A 16,025-nucleotide genomic window follows, 5' to 3' on the forward strand; every position below is an offset into this window, starting at 1 on the left:
GCCCGATCATCGTACTGTGCGGCTCCTGTCCCCCCGCCCGCAGTCCGGTCAGTCCAACACCGGCAGCAGGTCCGGCAGATGGCCGTCCGAGGCGGTGGCCGCGCGCCGCCGCTCCTCGGGGACCTCGCCGTAGAGCGTGGTGCGGGGCCTCGACGGGCGGCCCGCCGCGTCCGCGACCGCGATCAGGTCCTTGACCGACTTGTAGGAGCCGTAGGACGAGCCCGCCATGCGGGAGATCGTCTCCTCCATCAGCGTGCCGCCGAGGTCGTTCGCCCCGGAGCGGAGCATCTCGGCCGCGCCCTCGGTGCCCAGCTTGACCCAGCTGGTCTGGATGTTGGGGATCCACGGGTGCAGCAGGAGCCGGGCCATCGCGGTGACCGCCCGGTTGTCCCGCGTCGTCGGGCCGGGACGGGCGATGCCCGCGAGGTACACCGGGGCGTTGGTGTGGATGAAGGGGAGCGTCACGAACTCCGTGAAGCCGCCGGTGCGTTGCTGGATGCCGGCCAGGGTGCGCAGATGGCCCAGCCAGTGCCGCGGCTGGTCGACGTGGCCGTACATCATCGTCGACGAGGAGCGGATGCCCAGCTCGTGGGCCGTGGTGATGACCTCGATCCAGGTCGCCGCGGGCAGCTTGCCCTTGGTGAGGACCCAGCGGACCTCGTCGTCGAGGATCTCGGCGGCCGTGCCGGGGACGGAGTCGAGGCCGGCCTCCTTCGCCGCCGTCAGCCACTCCCGGATGGAAAGCCCGGTGCGGGTCGCGCCGTTGACGACCTCCATCGGCGAGAACGCGTGGACGTGCATGCCCGGGACGCGTTCCTTCACGGCCCGCGCGATGTCGAAGTACGCGGTGCCGGGCAGGTCGGGGTGGATGCCGCCCTGCATGCAGACCTCCACCGCGCCCACGTCCCAGGCCTGTTGGGCGCGGTCGGCGACCTGGTCCAGGGACAGGGTGTAGGCGTCGGCGTCCGTGCGGCGCTGCGCGAAGGCGCAGAAACGGCAGCCGGTGTAGCAGACGTTGGTGAAGTTGATGTTGCGGGTGACGATGTAGGTGACGTCGTCGCCGACCGCCGACTTCCGTACGTCGTCGGCCACTTGGCACAGGGCGTCCAGGGCGGGGCCGTCCGCGTGCAGGAGGGCGAGGGCCTCCTCGTCGGTGAGCCGGGTCGGGTCGTCGGCCGCCGTCGCCAGCGCCTGCCGTACGTCGGTGTCGATGCGCTGCGGGACCATGCCGGGGGCGGCGGCCTCGCGCAGGGCGGCCCAGTCGCCGTACACCTCGTCGAAGTCGTCGCGGCGGTCGGAGGTGCGGCCGTCGGTGTCGATGGTGCGGTGCAGGTCGGTGCGGCCGGACGCCTCGAAGGCCTCGTCGGGCTCCTGCCACGGAAGCCCCTGCGGCAGGGCCTCGGACCGGGCGAGGCCCGTCTCGGGGTCGGCGAGGGCGCGGACGTGCGGGAGGAGACGCGGGTCCAGCCAGGGTTCGCCGCGGGTGACGAACTCCGGGTACACGCACAGGCGTTCCCGCAGGGCGAAGCCGGCGGCAGCCGACTTCTCGGCGAGTTCCTCGATCTGCGGCCAGGGGCGTTCGGGGTTGACGTGGTCGATGGTGAGGGGCGAGACGCCGCCCCAGTCGTCGATGCCCGCGCCGATGAGGCGTTCGTACTCGGAGTCGACGAGGTTCGGCGGCGCCTGGAGGCAGCCGCTCGGGCCCATGATGAGCCGGGCGACGGCGACGGTGGCGACGAGTTCGTCGAGTTCCGCGTCGGGCATGCCGCGCATCGCCGTGTCCGGCTTGGCGCGGAAGTTCTGGATGATCAGTTCCTGTATGCCGTGGTAGGAGCGCGAGATCTTGCGCAGGGCGAACAGGGACTCGGCGCGCTCCTCGTAGGTCTCGCCGATGCCGATGAGGATCCCGGAGGTGAAGGGGACGGAGGAGCGGCCCGCGTCCTCCAGGACGCGCAGGCGGACGGCGGGCTCCTTGTCCGGGGAGCCGTGGTGCGGGCCGCCGGGCTCGGACCACAGGCGGGTCGCGGTCGTCTCCAGCATCATGCCCATGCTGGGCGCGACGGGCTTGAGGCGCTGGAAGTCGGTCCAGGTCATGACGCCCGGGTTGAGGTGGGGCAGCAGGCCCGTCTCCTCCAGGATGCGGATGGAGACGGCGCGGACGTAGGCGATGGTGTCGTCGTAGCCGTGCGCGTCGAGCCACTCGCGGGCCTCGGGCCAGCGGTCCTCCGGCTTGTCGCCGAGGGTGATCAGGGCCTCCTTGCAGCCGAGGGCCGCGCCCTTGCGGGCGATGTCGAGGACCTCGTCCGGGGACATGAACATGCCGTGCCCGGCGCGGCGCAGCTTGCCGGGGACGGTGACGAAGGTGCAGTAGTGGCACCGGTCCCGGCACAGCCGGGTGAGGGGGATGAAGACGCTCTTCGAGTACGTGATGACGCCGGGGCGGCCGGCCGCCTCCAGGCCCGCGTCGCGCACGCGCGCGGCGGAAGCGGCCAGGTCCTCCAGGTGCGCGCCGCGGGCCTGGAGCAGGACCGCCGCCTCGGAGACGTCGAGGGCGACGCCGTCCCGGGCACGTTTGAGGGCGCGACGCAGGGAGTTCTCGGTGGGGCCGGTGCCGCCGGGGCGGTCGGCGGGGCCGGTTCCGGAGGTCGCGGAGGTCGTCATCCTTCGAGCATACGATCACGGTTTCGGCGCGCGGGGCGCGCCCGTCCCAGCCTGTCCATGCCCGTTCGCCCCTCCGCCCTTCTGCGGTCCCGCCTGTTCCGCCTGTCCCGCTTGCTCCGCCCGTCCGGCCCTACGCCCTTCCGCGGTCCCGCCTGTTCCGCACGTTCCGCCCGTCCGGCCCGCCCGTCCGGCCCTCCTGGTGTCCCGCCCGCCCGTCCGGCCCCTTCTCCGGATCAGAGGTGCCGGCCGTACTCGTCGAGGATCTTGAGGATGTCCGTCTCGCCCGCCGGGGGCAGTTGCAGCACGGCCTCCTCGATGCCCAGGTCGGCGTAGTACGCGAGCTTGCCGGGCGACGGCAGGACGGCGTACGGGACGATCTGGAGGGCCGACGGGTCGCGGCCGGCGTCGGCCCAGGCGGCGCGCAGCAGCGGCAGGGACTCGGACAGGCCGCGCCCGCCGATCGGCAGCCAGCCGTCGGCGTACTCGCAGATGTGGGCGAAGAGCTTCGGCCCGGCCGCGCCGCCGATCAGGGTGCGGGGGCCGACGACCGGGCCGCGCGGCTGCTGGACGGGCTTGGGATGGGCCTCGCTGGCGCGGACCGACCCGTAGGGGCCCTCGTGGGCGGTGGGCTCCGCCGACCACAGCGCGCGCATCAGCGCCATCCGGTCCCGGACCAGGTCACGGCGGGTACGCCACTCCACGCCGTGGTCGGCGGCCTCCTCGACGTTCCAGCCGTAGCCGAGGCCGAGGGTGAGCCGTCCGCCGGAGAGGTGGTCCACGGTCGCGATCTGCTTGGCGAGGTCGATCGGGTCGTGCTGGGCGACGAGCGTGATGCCGGTGCCCAGGCCGAGGTTCTCCGTCACGGCCGCCGCCTGGCCGAGGGCGACGAAGGGGTCGAGGGTGCGGCCGTACTCGCGGGGCAGGTCGCCGCCGGCCGGGTAGGGCGTGGTCCGCTCCACCGGGATGTGCGTGTGCTCGGGCAGGTAGAGGCCGGCGAAGCCGCGTTCCTCCAGCTCGCGGGCGAGTCGGACGGGGGTGATCGTCTCATCGGTGAGGAAGATCGTGACGGCGATGCGCATAGGGGGCCTTTCGTCTCGTCCGACGTGGCGACGTGGGAGTCGCTCTCATCTGTACCTGCGGAAGGGACCGATGTCCATACCGACCGGTCGGCATCGACAGGGTGAGGGTGAGGATGCGCACGGCCCGCAGGACGCCCCGGCCGCCCGGCGGGGCGAGCGGCGCGCACGCCCCGACTCCCGTCGATTCCCTTTATGTCGCGGGGAGTTCACATCCGTGCGGGAAGGTTGCCGGCATGTGTGACGACGACGCGGGAATCGCACGACGCGCGCTGTTCGTGACGGGTGGCGCCGCCGCGCTTACGCTCTCCGGCGTGAGCTTCGCCTCGGCCGCCGACGGTCATGAGCAGCAGACGAGGACCGTACGGGGCACGCTGCCCGCCGGTTCCCCCGACTTCGTGTACGTCCCTGTGGAAGTCCCGCCGGGGGTGCGGGAGTTCAGGGTGGCGTACACCTACGACCGGCCCTCCGTCCCGGCGGGCACGCCCGGCAACGCGCTCGACATCGGCGTCTTCGACGAGCGGGGCACGAAGCTGGGCGGGGAGGGCTTCCGGGGCTGGTCGGGAGGGGCCCGCACGGAGTTCTTCGTCCGGGCGGACGAGGCGACGCCCGGGTATGTCGCCGGTCCGGTGCGCGAGGGCACGTGGCATGTGGTGCTGGGCCCCTACACGGTGGCGCCGCAGGGCCTGACGTACGAGCTGACGATCACGCTGACCCACGGCGAGCAGGGCGAGGCCGTGCGGCCGGTGTATCCGCCGGAGCGGGCGAGGGGACGGGGCCGGGCCTGGTACCGGGGCGACTGCCATCTGCACTCCTGGCACTCCGACGGCCGCCGCACCCCCGCCGAGATCGGCGCGCTGGCGCGGGCGGCGGGCCTGGACTTCGTCAACACCTCGGAGCACAACACGCACGCGGGGCACGGGGCGTGGGCGGACGTGGCCGGCGACGACCTGCTGGTCCTGCTGGGCGAGGAGGTCACCACGCGCACCGGGCACGTCCTGGCCCTCGGCACGGACCCCGGCACGTTCGTCGACTGGCGCTACCGGGCCCGCGACCGCCGCTTCGGCCGGTTCGCCCGCCGGATCCGCGAGGCGGGCGGCCTGGTCGTCCCGGCCCACCCGCACGCCACCTGTGTCGGCTGCGGGTGGCGGTTCGGGTTCGGGGAGGCGGACGCAGTGGAGGTGTGGAACGGCCCGTACACGCCGGACGACGAGGTGACGCTGGCGGACTGGGACGCGAGGCTGGCGGCGGGGGTCCGGGAGGGCCGGGCGGACTGGATCCCGGCGATGGGCAACAGCGACGCGCACCGGGACCCGGACACGGTGGGGTCGCCGCAGACGGTGGTCCTGGCCGACGACCTGACCCGGCGGAACGTCCTGGCGGCCATCCGGGCCGGGCGGTCGTACGTGGCCGAGTCGAGCCGGGTGTCGCTGACGTTCACCGCGACGGGCGGGCGGGGTGAGCGGGCGGGCATCGGAGAGCGGCTGGAGGTGGGCCGGGACACCCCGGTGACCGTCCGCCTGGAGGTGGAGGGCGTGCCCCGCTGCACGGTCCGCTTCGTGACCGACCAGGGGGTGCTGTTCACCGGCGGCCCGCTGCCGGTGTCGGGCGGGGGCGTCGTCGAGTGGCGTACGACGCCGTCGTACGCGGCGTACGTACGGGCCGAGGTGCGGCACGAGGTGGCGGCGGGGCCGGTGCCGGGGGCGCTGGCGGCGTTCACGAACCCGGTGTTCCTGGGGCGGGACTGAGGGCGGGCCGGCCGCGTCAACTCCTGTGCACAGGCGGTCCGGCCGCGAGCAGGGCCTTCCTCGCGAGGCGTTCGGCGCCGTCCGGACCGCCGAGGCGGTGCACGACGACCCAGCGGCCGTCGTCGTGCGCGGCGGCCACGACGGACGAGCCCCGGGTGGCGCCGTTGTGCCACAGGATCGAGGGGCCGCGCTGCCAGCTGAGGGCGGGCGGGCCCAGCCTGCGCTCGACGAGCAGCCCGACCACGACGTGCGTCAGGGTCCGGCAGGTGGACCACAGCCCGCCCGCGGGCAGGATCGGCCCGGTCAGCGTCCACAGGGGGCGGGGCCGCCCGAACAGGCCGCGCGGCACCAGCCGCCGGTCCTGCGGCGGACTCGCCGTCGCCGCGCCCGCGTCCAGCCCGAGCGGCAGCAGGACGCAGGCGTCCACGAGTTCCTGGTACGAGCGTCCGGTCACGGTCGTGAGCGCGTGCCCGAGGACCGCGTAGCCGAAGTTGGAGTACTCCGGCTCACCCGGTTCTCCCGGCTTTCCCGATCGCCCGGCGGTGAGCCGGTCCAGCCGGCCGAGCGACTCGCGCAGCGCCTCCTCCGTGAAGCCGGAGTAGGGGTCGTCGGGGGGACCGAGCGGTGTGTCGGGCAGCCGGGGCAGGCCCGAGGTGTGCTCGGCGAGGCGCCGCAGGGTGATGCCGGTGCCCGGCGGCACGTCGGCGAGGCACTCCTCCAGTGGCGCGTCCAGCCCGACGACGCCGTCCTCGGCCAGCCGGGCCAGGATCGTCCCGGTGAACGTCTTGGTGAGGGAGCCGATCTCCACGAACCGGTCCGCGTCGTGTCCGTGGACGACCCGGTCGGGTATGCCGGGACCGCCGAGCAGGCAGGTCGGTGTCAGCACGTTCTGTTGCTCCTGAGGGGCGAGTTCGGCCGGGGGCGCTTCGTGGCGTCAAGGCCTCGACGGGTCACGAGCCGCCGTCGATGCCGGCGTCGGCGCCGACGTCCGCCAGGTCCGCCACCACCGCCGCGTGGTCCGAGGGCCACACTCCGTCCACGGCCCCGTGCCCCGCGCGGCGGACGGCGCGGACGTGGCCCTCGCCGGTCGGGCCGGGTGGGCCGACGTGGATGTAGTCGATGCGGGCCGGTGGTTCCAACAACCGGGCCGCGTAGGGGTTTTCGGGGCTCCAGGTGGCGGAGGGCGCCGTCGGGTCGGCGTACGCCCAGGCGTCGTACAGGACTTGGCCGGGCACGGCGGGCTCGGTCTTGTGGCCGCCGAACAGGCGCACCGCGTCGGAGTCCGGCACGGAGTTGAAGTCGCCGGTGACGACGGGCGGGAAGGGGGTGTCGCCGCGGTGCAGGGCGACGAACTCCGCGAGCGCGGTGACCTGTTCGCAGCGGACCGCGGAGGCGGCCGGGGCCGAGGTGAGGTGGGTGGTGAAGAACGGGACGTCGTGGGCGGGCGCGGCGAGGCGGGCGTACAGGGCGGTGCGGCCGTCGGCGAGGTCGGCGGGCGCGGGCAGTTCCAGCAGCGCCCGCTCGGTCACCGGCCAGCGGCTGAGCACCGCGTTGCCGACGTCGACCGAGGCGTCCCCGATGCGGCGCTGCCAGCGCTCGGGGGACGGGGACGCGGCCCACGCCCAGTGCAGGCCCAGCTCGCCGGCGAGCCACTCCGCCTGGTTCTCACCGCCCGCCGACCACACCTCCTGAAGGCCGACGACATCGGGCCGCAGCTCCCTCAGCACCGACAGGATCGCCTTCTGCCGCGCCTCCCACGGCCCGAACCGCCACCACAGGTTCCAGGTCACGACCCGCATGCACAGTCACCGCCTTCATCACCCGCGTCGATCACGCGCGTGTCGGCCACCATTGAAGCAACGGTTCGCCCCTGCTGTGTGAAGGAGCCGCACGGATCATGCCCCGTCTCGACGATCTCCGCTTCCGCGCCACCACCGCCTTCCAGCGGCATGTCGCCAATCCCGTACTGCGCCGCCTGCCCCTCCAGACGGTCCTGGAGACCACCGGTCGCGTTTCCGGGCTGCCGCGCCGGACGCCGGTGGGAGGGCGGCGGGTCGGGGACCTTTTCTGGCTGGTGTCGGAGTTCGGGGAGCGGTCGCAGTACGTCCGCAACATCAAGGCCGAGCCGCGGGTGCGGGTGCGGATCCGGGGACGGTGGCACACCGGGACGGCGCAGCTGCTGCCCGACGACGACCCCGTCGCCCGACTGCGTTCGCTGCCCCGGTTCAACAGCGCGGCGGTGCGGACGCTGGGGACGAACCTGCTGACGGTGCGGGTGGATCTGGAAAGCTGATCATGGCGCTGCATGGAGCATCGTATGATGGCAACATGACAGTGAACATGACGATGAGCCTGCCGGACGACGTGGCGGCCTTCGTGAAGGCCAAGGGCAACGCCTCCGCCTACACGGCGCGCATACTGCGCCGGCAGATGCTCACCGAGGAACTGGAGAGGTCGGCGCGGATGCGAGCCGAGGCCGGCATCACGACGACGGCTGCGGAGCCCGCCGAGAGCGAAGAGGCCACGCTGGAGCGGTGGGGCCGGGTGGCGGGCCGGTGAAGCGCGGGCACGTCTACGCACTGCGCTTCGCCGGCGGACCGGCGCACGTCCTGGTGATCTCCTCCGACGTCCTCAACGACCAGCACAAGTCGGCGACCTGCGTGCTGATCTACCCGCAGCAGGTGCGCGAGGCCACGCTGGTGGACATCCCCGTGAGCTCCCCCACGGCCGGCACCATCGTGCTGGGCGAGTTCCGGACGCTGTCCGCCGCCCGCTTCACCGAAGACCTGGGACCGGTGGAGGAGCGGGTGATGGAGTCGGTCGAGATCGGGCTGCGCGCCGTCTTCGATCTGTGAGCGATCGCGGAGATCTTCACCCCGGCCAGACGATCGCCTGCACCTCGCTGTAGGCGTGCAGGGCGTAGGAGCCGACGTCGCGACCCACGCCGCTCTTCTTGAAGCCGCCGAACGGGGCCTCCATGTTGCGGGCCACCGTGTTGACGCCGACGCCGCCCGCTCGCAGGCGGCGGGCGAGGCGGAAGGCCCTGGCCACGTCGCCGGACCAGACGTAGTCGATCAGGCCGTAGTCGCTGTCGTTGGCGAGGGCCACCCCTTCCTCCTCCTCGTCGAAGGGGATCACCACGACCACCGGGCCGAAGATCTCCTCCCGGGCCACCCGCATGTCGTTCGTGCAGTCGGCCAGGAGGGTCGGGGCGACGTAGAAACCCCGCTCCAGCGACGGGCGTTCGCCGCCCGCGACGATCACCGCGCCCTCCTTGCGGCCCAGTTCGACGTACGACTCGACCCGGTCGCGGTGGGCCGCGGAGATCAACGGGCCGACCACCGTGTCCGGTTCGCGGGGGTCGCCCACCTTCAGCCGGGCCGCGTACGCCGCCAGCCCCGCCACCAGCCGTTCGTAGACGCCCCGTTGGGCCAGGACCCGGGTCGGGGCGGTGCAGATCTGGCCGCTGTAGAAGGAGAACGTGGTGCCGATCCCGGCCACCGCCGACCCCACGTCCGCGTCGTCGAGGACGAGTGCCGCGCCCTTGCCGCCCAGCTCCATCAGCTGGCGTTTCATCGAGCGGCCGCACACCTCGGCGATGCGCTGCCCGACCGCCGTGGAGCCGGTGAAGCTCACCATGTCGACGTCCGGCGAGGCCACCGCCGTCTCCCCGGTCTCCACCGCGCGGCCGGAGACGACGTTCACCACGCCCCTCGGCACGCCCGCCGCCTCCAGCGCCTCCGCCATGCGGTACACGGACAGCGGGTCCTGCGGGGCCGGCTTCACCACCACCGTGTTGCCCATGGCCAGCGCCGGGGCGACCTTGCCCGCCGGGTTCGCCCACGGGTTGTTGTAGGAGGTGATGCAGGTGACGACCCCTACGGGCTGGCGGACGGCCAGCGCGCCCATCACGCCCGCCTTCCCCATCGGGCCGGCCTCGTTGATCTGCGGCGGGATCGCCCACTCCGCGGGCTCCACGCGCGCGTACCGGCGGAAGCGGGCCGCGCCCACGCCCACCTGCATCGCCCGCGCGGTCGCCGTCGTCGCGCCCGTCTCGGACCGGGCCAGTTCGGCGTACGGCACGAGGTGGCCGCGGATGACGTCCGCGGCCCGCGCCAGCACCGCCGCCCGTTCCTCCGGGGCCGTGCGCGACCACGGCCCGAAGGCCTCGCGGGCCGCGGCGCAGGCCGCGAGCACCTGATCCCGCGAGGCCTCCGGAGCCCACCCGACGGTCTCCTCGGTCGCCGGGTCGGTCACCGCGTAGTGACCGCCGTCCGGCTCGACCCATCGACCGCCGACGAACAGCCGCTGTCCGTCGGACACTTGACCGCCGTCGGGCGGCCCGGAGGCGGGGCTCACTTCGTCGCCACCGTCCGTGTGTCCCGGCCCGAGCGCAGCACCCGGCCCGGCACCGCCCCGGTCACCACGTCGTCGCGGATCGCCGCGACCCCGTTGACCCACACCGCGCGCACGCCGAGCGCCTTGGAGTCCAGCCGTGGGCTGTCTCCCGGCAGGTCGTGCACCAGGGTGGCCGTGCCCGCGTCGATCCGCTCCGGGTCGAACAGGACCAGGTCGGCGTGGAAGCCCTCCTCGATCCGGCCCCTCTCCCGCAGGCCGAACAGCCGTGCCGGGTCGTCCGTCAGCATCTTCACCGCCTGCTCCAGACCGACCAGCTTCCGGCCGCGCAGACAGTCGCCGAGGAACCGGGTCGTGTACGGCGCTCCGCACATGCGGTCCAGGTGCGCGCCCGCGTCCGAGCCGCCCAGCAGCACGTCCTCGTGCTGCCAGGTCTCCGCCCTCAGCGTCCACGACGCCGGGTCGTTGTCCGTCGGCATCGGCCACAGCACCGTGCGCAGGTCGTCGGCGGCGCAGATGTCGACGAGGCAGGCGAAGGGGTCCTGCCCGCGTTCCGCCGCGATGTCCCGCACCACCCGGCCGCCGAGCCCTCGGTTCGCCTCGCTGTAGGTGTCGCCGACGACGTACCGCCCGAAGTCGGCGAGCCGCCGGAAGACGCCCGCCTCCCTGGAGTCGGCGCGCCGCAGCATCTCCGCCCGTACGGCCGGGTCACGGAGCTTCTCGATCCGCTCCGGGACCGGCAGCCCGAGGACCGGGCCCCAGCCGGGGATGAGGTTGAGGGCGCAGAAGGTGCCCAGGGACATGTTCATCGGGGTGAGGATCGGCATGGTCAGGGCGACCACCCGGCCGCCCGCCTTGCGCGCCCGCTCGCTCGCCGCGAGCTGCCGGGGCACCCGCTCCGGCACCGATGCGTCCACGGTGAGGACGTTCCAGTTCAGGGGCCGTCCCGCCGCCGCGCTCATCTCCACGAACAGGTCGATCTCGGCGTCGCTGAACTGGTCCAGGCAGCCGGCGACGATCGCCTCGATCTGTGTGCCCTCGTGCTCCCCGACGGCCCGCGCCAGCGCGAGCAGTTCCTCGGGCCGGGCGTGCCGGGACGCGACCGGCTGCCCGTCGCCGTCGGAGTGGGTGGAGGACTGGGTGGTGGAGAACCCCCAGGCGCCGGCGTCCATCGCGTCGTGCAACAGCCCTACGATCTGCGCCAGTTGCTCCTCACTCGGCTGCCCGCCCACCGCGTCCGGACCCATCACGTACCGCCGCAGGGCGCAATGCCCCACCATGAACCCGGCGTTGACGGCGATCCGCCCCTCCAGCGCGTCCAGGTACTCCCCGAAGCTGTGCCAGCTCCAGGGCGCGCCCTCCTCCAGCGCGACCAGTGACATGCCCTCGACCTTGGACATCATGCGGCGCGTGTAGTCGGCGTCGGCGGGCCGCTCCGGATTGAGCGGCGCGAGCGTGAACCCGCAGTTCCCGGCGGCGACCGTGGTCACCCCGTGGTTGAGGGACGGCGTCGCGTACGGGTCCCAGAACAACTGCGCGTCGTAGTGCGTGTGCGGATCGACGAACCCGGGCGCGAGCACGAGCCCGGAGGCGTCCTCGACGGACCTCGCCTGTTCGGCGACGGCGCCGACCACGGCGATCCGCCCGTCCCGGATCCCGACGTCGGCGGTGAACGCGGGCGCACCCGTCCCGTCGACGACGGTAGCGCCCTTGATGACGTGATCGAGCATGAACCTTGCCTCCTCGGACTCCGGGCCGGTGAAGCTACTCAGGGGCGCGGGACTGTATCGATGTGCGGCTCCGCCGCGTGGGCGCGACCAGCCACATGCGGCCCGCACCCCGCAACGACGATCAAGCGGCTCGACGGAACCGGGTGGTCCGATGGACGGGATCCGTGTCGATCTTCGGAATCACGTGCTCCCCGATCAACCGGATCGTCCGCAACGTCTCCTCCTTGGGCACCCCGACGGGCAGTCCGAAGGACAACTGGTCGGCCCCCGCCTGCTCCCACCGCTTGCACTGCCGCAGCACCTCGTCCGGGTCCCCGCAGATCAGCAGTTCCTCCTCCACCAGCAGCTCCACGAACTCCGCGGTGTACTCGGGCAGCGTCTCCGGCCACACCGGGAACCCCTCGGGCCGCGGGAAGGTGTCGTGGTACCGGAAGACCAGCGACGGCAGGTAGTGCAGCCCGCCGTTGACGGCGACCTGGATCGCCTCGTCGTGCGTGGGAGCGCAGATCGCGGTCGTCGTCACCATCACGTTGTCGTTGACGAAGTCCCCGATGGGCTCGGCGTTCACGATCGCCGTCTTGTACTGCTCCAGCACCCACTCCATGTCGGACACCTTCTGGATGCTGAAGCCCAGCACCCCGAGCCCCTTGCGGGCGGCCATCGCGTACGAGGGCGGCGAGCCGGCCGCGTACCACATCGCCGGGTGCGACTTGCCGTACGGCTTGGGCAGCACCTTCCTCGGCGGGAGCTGCCAGTGCTTGCCCTGGAAGCCCTCGTACTCGTCCTGGAGCCACATCTTGGGGAACTCCGCGACGGTCTCCTCCCAGATCTCCTTGGTGTGGTTCATGTCGGTGATGCCGGGGAGGAAGCCGAGGATCTCGTGCGAGCCCGCGCCGCGCCCGCTGCCGAACTCGAAGCGGTTGCCGGTGAGATGGTCGAGCATGGCCACCTTCTCGGCGACCTTCACCGGGTGGTTGACCTGGGCGAGGGGGTTGAAGATCCCCGACCCGAGGTGGATCCGTTCCGTCGCGTGCGCGAGGTAGCCGAGGAAGACGTCGTTGGCGGAGAGGTGGGAGTACTCCTCCAGGAAGTGGTGCTCGGACGCCCAGGCGTACTTGAAGCCGGAGCGGTCCGCCTGGATGACGTACTCGGTCTCCTCCATCAGCGCCTTGTGCTCGGCCAGCGGGTCGGTCTCGGCCCGCTTGCCCACGTATCCCTGTACAAAGAGCCCGAATTCCAAGGAGGTTCACCGTCCCCAGGTCGCCGTCTCATTTTCTGACGCTTCGTCAGATCGGCTTGCCGCCGACTGTGGCACCGCCCCCGTGCACCGTCAATAGCCGCACGGGCTTTGGCTGACTGACCGTCAGATGATGCTGACCCCGGCCAGCCATCCCCCGTCGATCACGAACGGCTGTCCGGTGATGTAGGAGGAGTCGTCGGAGGTGAGGAACAGCGCCAGCCGGGCCACCTCCTCCGGGCGACCGATCCGGCCCAGCGGCACGAGCTTGCGGTAGAGCCCGTCCAGGGCCTTCGCGGTCTCCTCGGCGTCCGCCGCCGGGTCCAGGACGGCCGGATTGGACATCGCGGTGTCGATGGCCCCTGGGCACATCGCGTTGACGCGGATGCCACGCGGGGCCAACTCCAGGGCGGCGACCCGGGTGAGCCCGAGGATCGCGTGCTTGGTCGCCGCGTACGCGCCCACCGCCGCCATCCCGGTCAGGCCGGTGTACGAGGCCGTGTTGACGATCGTGCCCCCGTCGGCCATGGCCGGGGCCACCGTGCGCACCCCCAGGAAGCAGCCGACCTGGTTGACCCGGACGACCTCCATGAACTCGTCGAGAGGCGTGTCGGTGAGGGAGTTGAAGCGCAGGATGCCGGCGTTGTTGACGAGCCCGTCGACCCGGCCGTACGCCCGCTGCGCCGCGGCGAGCGCGCTCCGCCAGCTCTCCTCCTCGCGCACGTCGAGGTGCGTGTACAGCGCCCCGATCTCCTCGGCCAGGACCTGCCCCTGCTCGTCGAGGACGTCGGCGACGACGACCCGCGCGCCCTCCTCGGCGAACAGCCGTGCCTCCTGCTCCCCCTGCCCGCGCGCGCCGCCGGTGACGAGCACGACACGTCCGTCCAGCTTGCCCATGGGGTCTCCTCAGAGGTGGGGTGCGACGTCGGCTCCGAACGCCTCGATCTGGTCGGTGAGTTCGGTGCGGGAACGGCAGCGGAAGCGGACCTGGAGCTGGTCCACGCCCAGCGCGCGGTACTCGCGCAGGGAGGCGGCGAGGGCCTCCGGGGGGCCGGTGAGGGCGCGGCGGCCGACGTCCCAGGCGGGCGCGCCGACGTAGAGGGGCTCGGCGATGGCCCCGACGGTGAAGGGCCGTCCGGCCAGGCCGGCCTTCTCCCGCAGCCGCCGGAGCCTGCCGATCTGCCCCGGCAGCCGGTCGCGCGGGTCGCCCTGCGGCAGCCAGCCGTCCCCGCGCACGGCGGCACGTCGTACGGCGGCCGGGGAGGAGCCGCCGACCCACAGGGGCACCCGCGGCTGGGCGGGCCGGGGGCGCTGGCCGAGCCCTTCGAACGTGTACGCCTTGCCGTGGTGGGTCGGGTACTCCTCGGGGCCGAGCGCCGCCCTGAGCGCGTCGACGCACTCGTCCAGGACGGCTCCCCGGCTCGCGAAGTCGACGCCGAGCGTCTCGAACTCCTCCGGGACGTGCCCCGCGCCGACGCCGAGGATCAGCCGGCCGCCGCTGAGATGGTCGAGGGTGGCGTACTGCTTGGCGGTGAGCAGGGGGTGCCGCAGGCCGACGACCGCGACATGGCTGAGCAGCCGGACGCGCTCGGTGACGGCGGCGAGGTGGGCGAGGGTGGCGACCGGGTCGTACCAGATGGTGCCCATCGCGGACGCGAGACGACGCGGGATGGCGACGTGGTCGCAGCAGGCGACGTAGGAGAACCCGGCGCGGTCGGCGGCGCGGGCGACGGCGACCAGGTCGGCGGGCCCGGCGTCGGTCTCCCAGGGCTCGGCGTAGAGGGTGGACTGCGACTGGACGGGAAGCTGGATGCCGTATTCCAGACCGCCCCGCGGGGCGGCGGGGTCGGTCGGGCCGGTCCCCTCGGGCGGCGCGCCGGTCATCGCGTCGCCCCGGGCCACAGGCCCTCCTCCGTCAGCCCCAGCAGGTCGATCGCGTTGCCGCGGACGATCCGCTCGACCAGCTGCGGGTCCAGATGGCCCATCTGCGCCTCGCCGACCTCGCGCGACTTCGGCCAGGTGGAGTCGGAGTGGGGGTAGTCGGTCTCGTACAGCACGTTCCCGACGCCGATCGAGTCCAGGTTCCTGAGCCCGAACGCGTCGTCGAAGAAACAGCCGTAGACGTGCTCGGCGAACAGCTCCGACGGCGGGCGGTGGACCTTGTCGGCGACGCCGCCCCAGGCGCGGTTCTCCTCCCAGACGACGTCGGCGCGCTCCAGGATGTAGGGGATCCAGCCGATCTGGCCCTCCGCGTACATCACCTTCAGGTTCGGGAAGCGCTCGAACTTGCCGCTCATCAGCCAGTCGACCATCGAGAAGCAACAGTTGGCGAAGGTGATGGTGGAGCCGACGGCGGGCGGGGCGTCGGCGGAGGTGGAGGGCATACGGCTGGAGGAGCCGATGTGCATGGCGATGACGGTGCCGGTCTCGTCGCAGGCGGCGAGGAACGGGTCCCAGTCGTCGGTGTGCACGGACGGCAGCCCGAGGTGCGGGGGTATCTCGGAGAAGGCGACCGCCCGGACCCCGCGCGCGGCGTTGCGGCGGACCTCGGCCGCCGCCAGCTCGGCGTCCCACAGGGGGATGAGGGTGAGCGGGATCAGCCGGCCGCGCGCCTTGGGGCCGCACCACTCCTCCACCATCCAGTCGTTGTAGGCGCGCACGCACAGCAGCCCCAGCTCGCGGTCGGCGGCCTCGGTGAAGGTCTGGCCGCAGAACCGGGGGAAGGTGGGGAAACAGACGGCGGACTGGACGTGGTTGACGTCCATGTCGTCGAGGCGCTGTTCGACGTCGTAGGAGCCGGGGCGCATTTGCTCGTAGGTGATGACCTCCAGCTTGATCTCGTCGCGGCTGAAGCCGACGGCGGTGTCGAGGCGGGTGAGGGGCCGGTGCAGATCCTCGTAGACCCACCAGTCGCCGATGGGGCCGTCGTCGCCGGGCGCTCCCATGACGGGCTTGAAGCGGCCGCCGAGGAAGGTCATCTCCTTCAGCGGGGCGCGGACGATACGGGGTCCGGTGTCCAGGTACCGCTTGGGGAGGCGGTCCTGCCAGACGGTGGGCGGTTCGACGGTGTGGTCGTCGACGGAGATGATCCGCGGGAAAACTGGGGAGTCCGGGAGGGTCGGGGAGTTCGGGAAGGTCGGGGAGGTCGGGGAGGTCCGGGAGGTCGGGGAGGTCGCGCTGGTCTCGTTCGTCTCCATGGAGGGCACGGTAGCGCTGA

Annotated in this window: 14 protein-coding genes; 4 read left to right on the forward strand and 10 right to left on the reverse strand. The window is 72.7% G+C overall.

Annotation, left to right across the window (positions count from 1 at the left end; translation table 11 throughout):
• Positions 1–48 precede the first annotated feature (48 nt).
• Entirely contained in the window at positions 49–2,661 is a 2,613-nt protein-coding gene (locus ACFYX4_RS10925; protein WP_389329358.1) for a bifunctional FO biosynthesis protein CofGH, read from the reverse strand.
• A gap of 233 nt (positions 2,662–2,894) precedes the next feature.
• On the reverse strand, positions 2,895–3,740 hold the full coding sequence (locus tag ACFYX4_RS10930; RefSeq protein ID WP_389329361.1) for an LLM class F420-dependent oxidoreductase: 846 nt from the start codon (positions 3,738–3,740) through the stop codon (positions 2,895–2,897).
• 233 nt (positions 3,741–3,973) lie between these two features.
• Here ACFYX4_RS10930 and ACFYX4_RS10935 point away from each other — a divergent pair, with 233 nt between their 5' ends.
• Positions 3,974–5,485: a CehA/McbA family metallohydrolase gene (locus ACFYX4_RS10935; RefSeq protein WP_389329364.1), complete on the forward strand. Its 1,512-nt coding sequence runs from the start codon at positions 3,974–3,976 to the stop codon at positions 5,483–5,485.
• Between the two features lie 16 nt (positions 5,486–5,501).
• Here the strand turns inward: ACFYX4_RS10935 and ACFYX4_RS10940 are convergent, their stop codons facing one another.
• Positions 5,502–6,371: a serine hydrolase domain-containing protein gene (locus ACFYX4_RS10940; protein WP_389329367.1), complete on the reverse strand. Its 870-nt coding sequence runs from the start codon at positions 6,369–6,371 to the stop codon at positions 5,502–5,504.
• Positions 6,372–6,435: 64 nt separating this feature from the next.
• Positions 6,436–7,284, reverse strand: a complete 849-nt coding sequence (locus ACFYX4_RS10945) for an endonuclease/exonuclease/phosphatase family protein (protein WP_389329370.1) — start codon at positions 7,282–7,284, stop codon at positions 6,436–6,438.
• A 98-nt stretch (positions 7,285–7,382) separates the two neighbouring features.
• Here ACFYX4_RS10945 and ACFYX4_RS10950 point away from each other — a divergent pair, with 98 nt between their 5' ends.
• From ACFYX4_RS10950 to ACFYX4_RS10960, 3 genes are read left to right on the forward strand one after another with little or no spacing between them, the layout of a single operon-like run.
• Positions 7,383–7,778: a nitroreductase/quinone reductase family protein gene (locus ACFYX4_RS10950; RefSeq protein WP_389329373.1), complete on the forward strand. Its 396-nt coding sequence runs from the start codon at positions 7,383–7,385 to the stop codon at positions 7,776–7,778.
• Positions 7,779–7,813: 35 nt separating this feature from the next.
• Positions 7,814–8,044: a hypothetical protein gene (locus ACFYX4_RS10955; RefSeq protein ID WP_389329376.1), complete on the forward strand. Its 231-nt coding sequence runs from the start codon at positions 7,814–7,816 to the stop codon at positions 8,042–8,044.
• Positions 8,041–8,340, forward strand: a complete 300-nt coding sequence (locus ACFYX4_RS10960) for a type II toxin-antitoxin system PemK/MazF family toxin (RefSeq protein ID WP_389329379.1) — start codon at positions 8,041–8,043, stop codon at positions 8,338–8,340. Before ACFYX4_RS10955 ends, ACFYX4_RS10960 begins: the two co-directional genes overlap by 4 nt.
• A gap of 16 nt (positions 8,341–8,356) precedes the next feature.
• Here ACFYX4_RS10960 and ACFYX4_RS10965 read toward each other — a convergent pair whose 3' ends face one another.
• The 6 genes from ACFYX4_RS10965 to ACFYX4_RS10990 all read right to left on the reverse strand — a co-directional run bounded on the left by ACFYX4_RS10965 (position 8,357) and on the right by ACFYX4_RS10990 (position 16,005).
• Positions 8,357–9,808, reverse strand: a complete 1,452-nt coding sequence (locus ACFYX4_RS10965) for an aldehyde dehydrogenase family protein (RefSeq protein ID WP_389329382.1) — start codon at positions 9,806–9,808, stop codon at positions 8,357–8,359.
• 32 nt (positions 9,809–9,840) lie between these two features.
• A complete protein-coding gene (locus ACFYX4_RS10970) occupies positions 9,841–11,571 on the reverse strand; it encodes an amidohydrolase family protein (protein WP_389329385.1) in 1,731 nt (576 codons plus the stop codon).
• A 121-nt stretch (positions 11,572–11,692) separates the two neighbouring features.
• Positions 11,693–12,811 (reverse strand): LLM class flavin-dependent oxidoreductase, encoded by a 1,119-nt coding sequence (locus ACFYX4_RS10975; protein ID WP_389329388.1) that lies wholly within the window; start codon positions 12,809–12,811, stop codon positions 11,693–11,695.
• Positions 12,812–12,934: 123 nt separating this feature from the next.
• A complete protein-coding gene (locus tag ACFYX4_RS10980; protein WP_389329391.1) occupies positions 12,935–13,705 on the reverse strand; it encodes an SDR family NAD(P)-dependent oxidoreductase in 771 nt (256 codons plus the stop codon).
• 9 nt (positions 13,706–13,714) lie between these two features.
• Positions 13,715–14,692: a TIGR03619 family F420-dependent LLM class oxidoreductase gene (locus ACFYX4_RS10985; protein ID WP_389330236.1), complete on the reverse strand. Its 978-nt coding sequence runs from the start codon at positions 14,690–14,692 to the stop codon at positions 13,715–13,717.
• Positions 14,689–16,005: an amidohydrolase family protein gene (locus ACFYX4_RS10990; protein ID WP_389329394.1), complete on the reverse strand. Its 1,317-nt coding sequence runs from the start codon at positions 16,003–16,005 to the stop codon at positions 14,689–14,691. Before ACFYX4_RS10990 ends, ACFYX4_RS10985 begins: the two co-directional genes overlap by 4 nt.
• Positions 16,006–16,025 lie beyond the last annotated feature (20 nt).

The organism is Streptomyces sp. NPDC002328, from assembly GCF_042890065.1.
Lineage (GTDB): Bacteria > Actinomycetota > Actinomycetes > Streptomycetales > Streptomycetaceae > Streptomyces.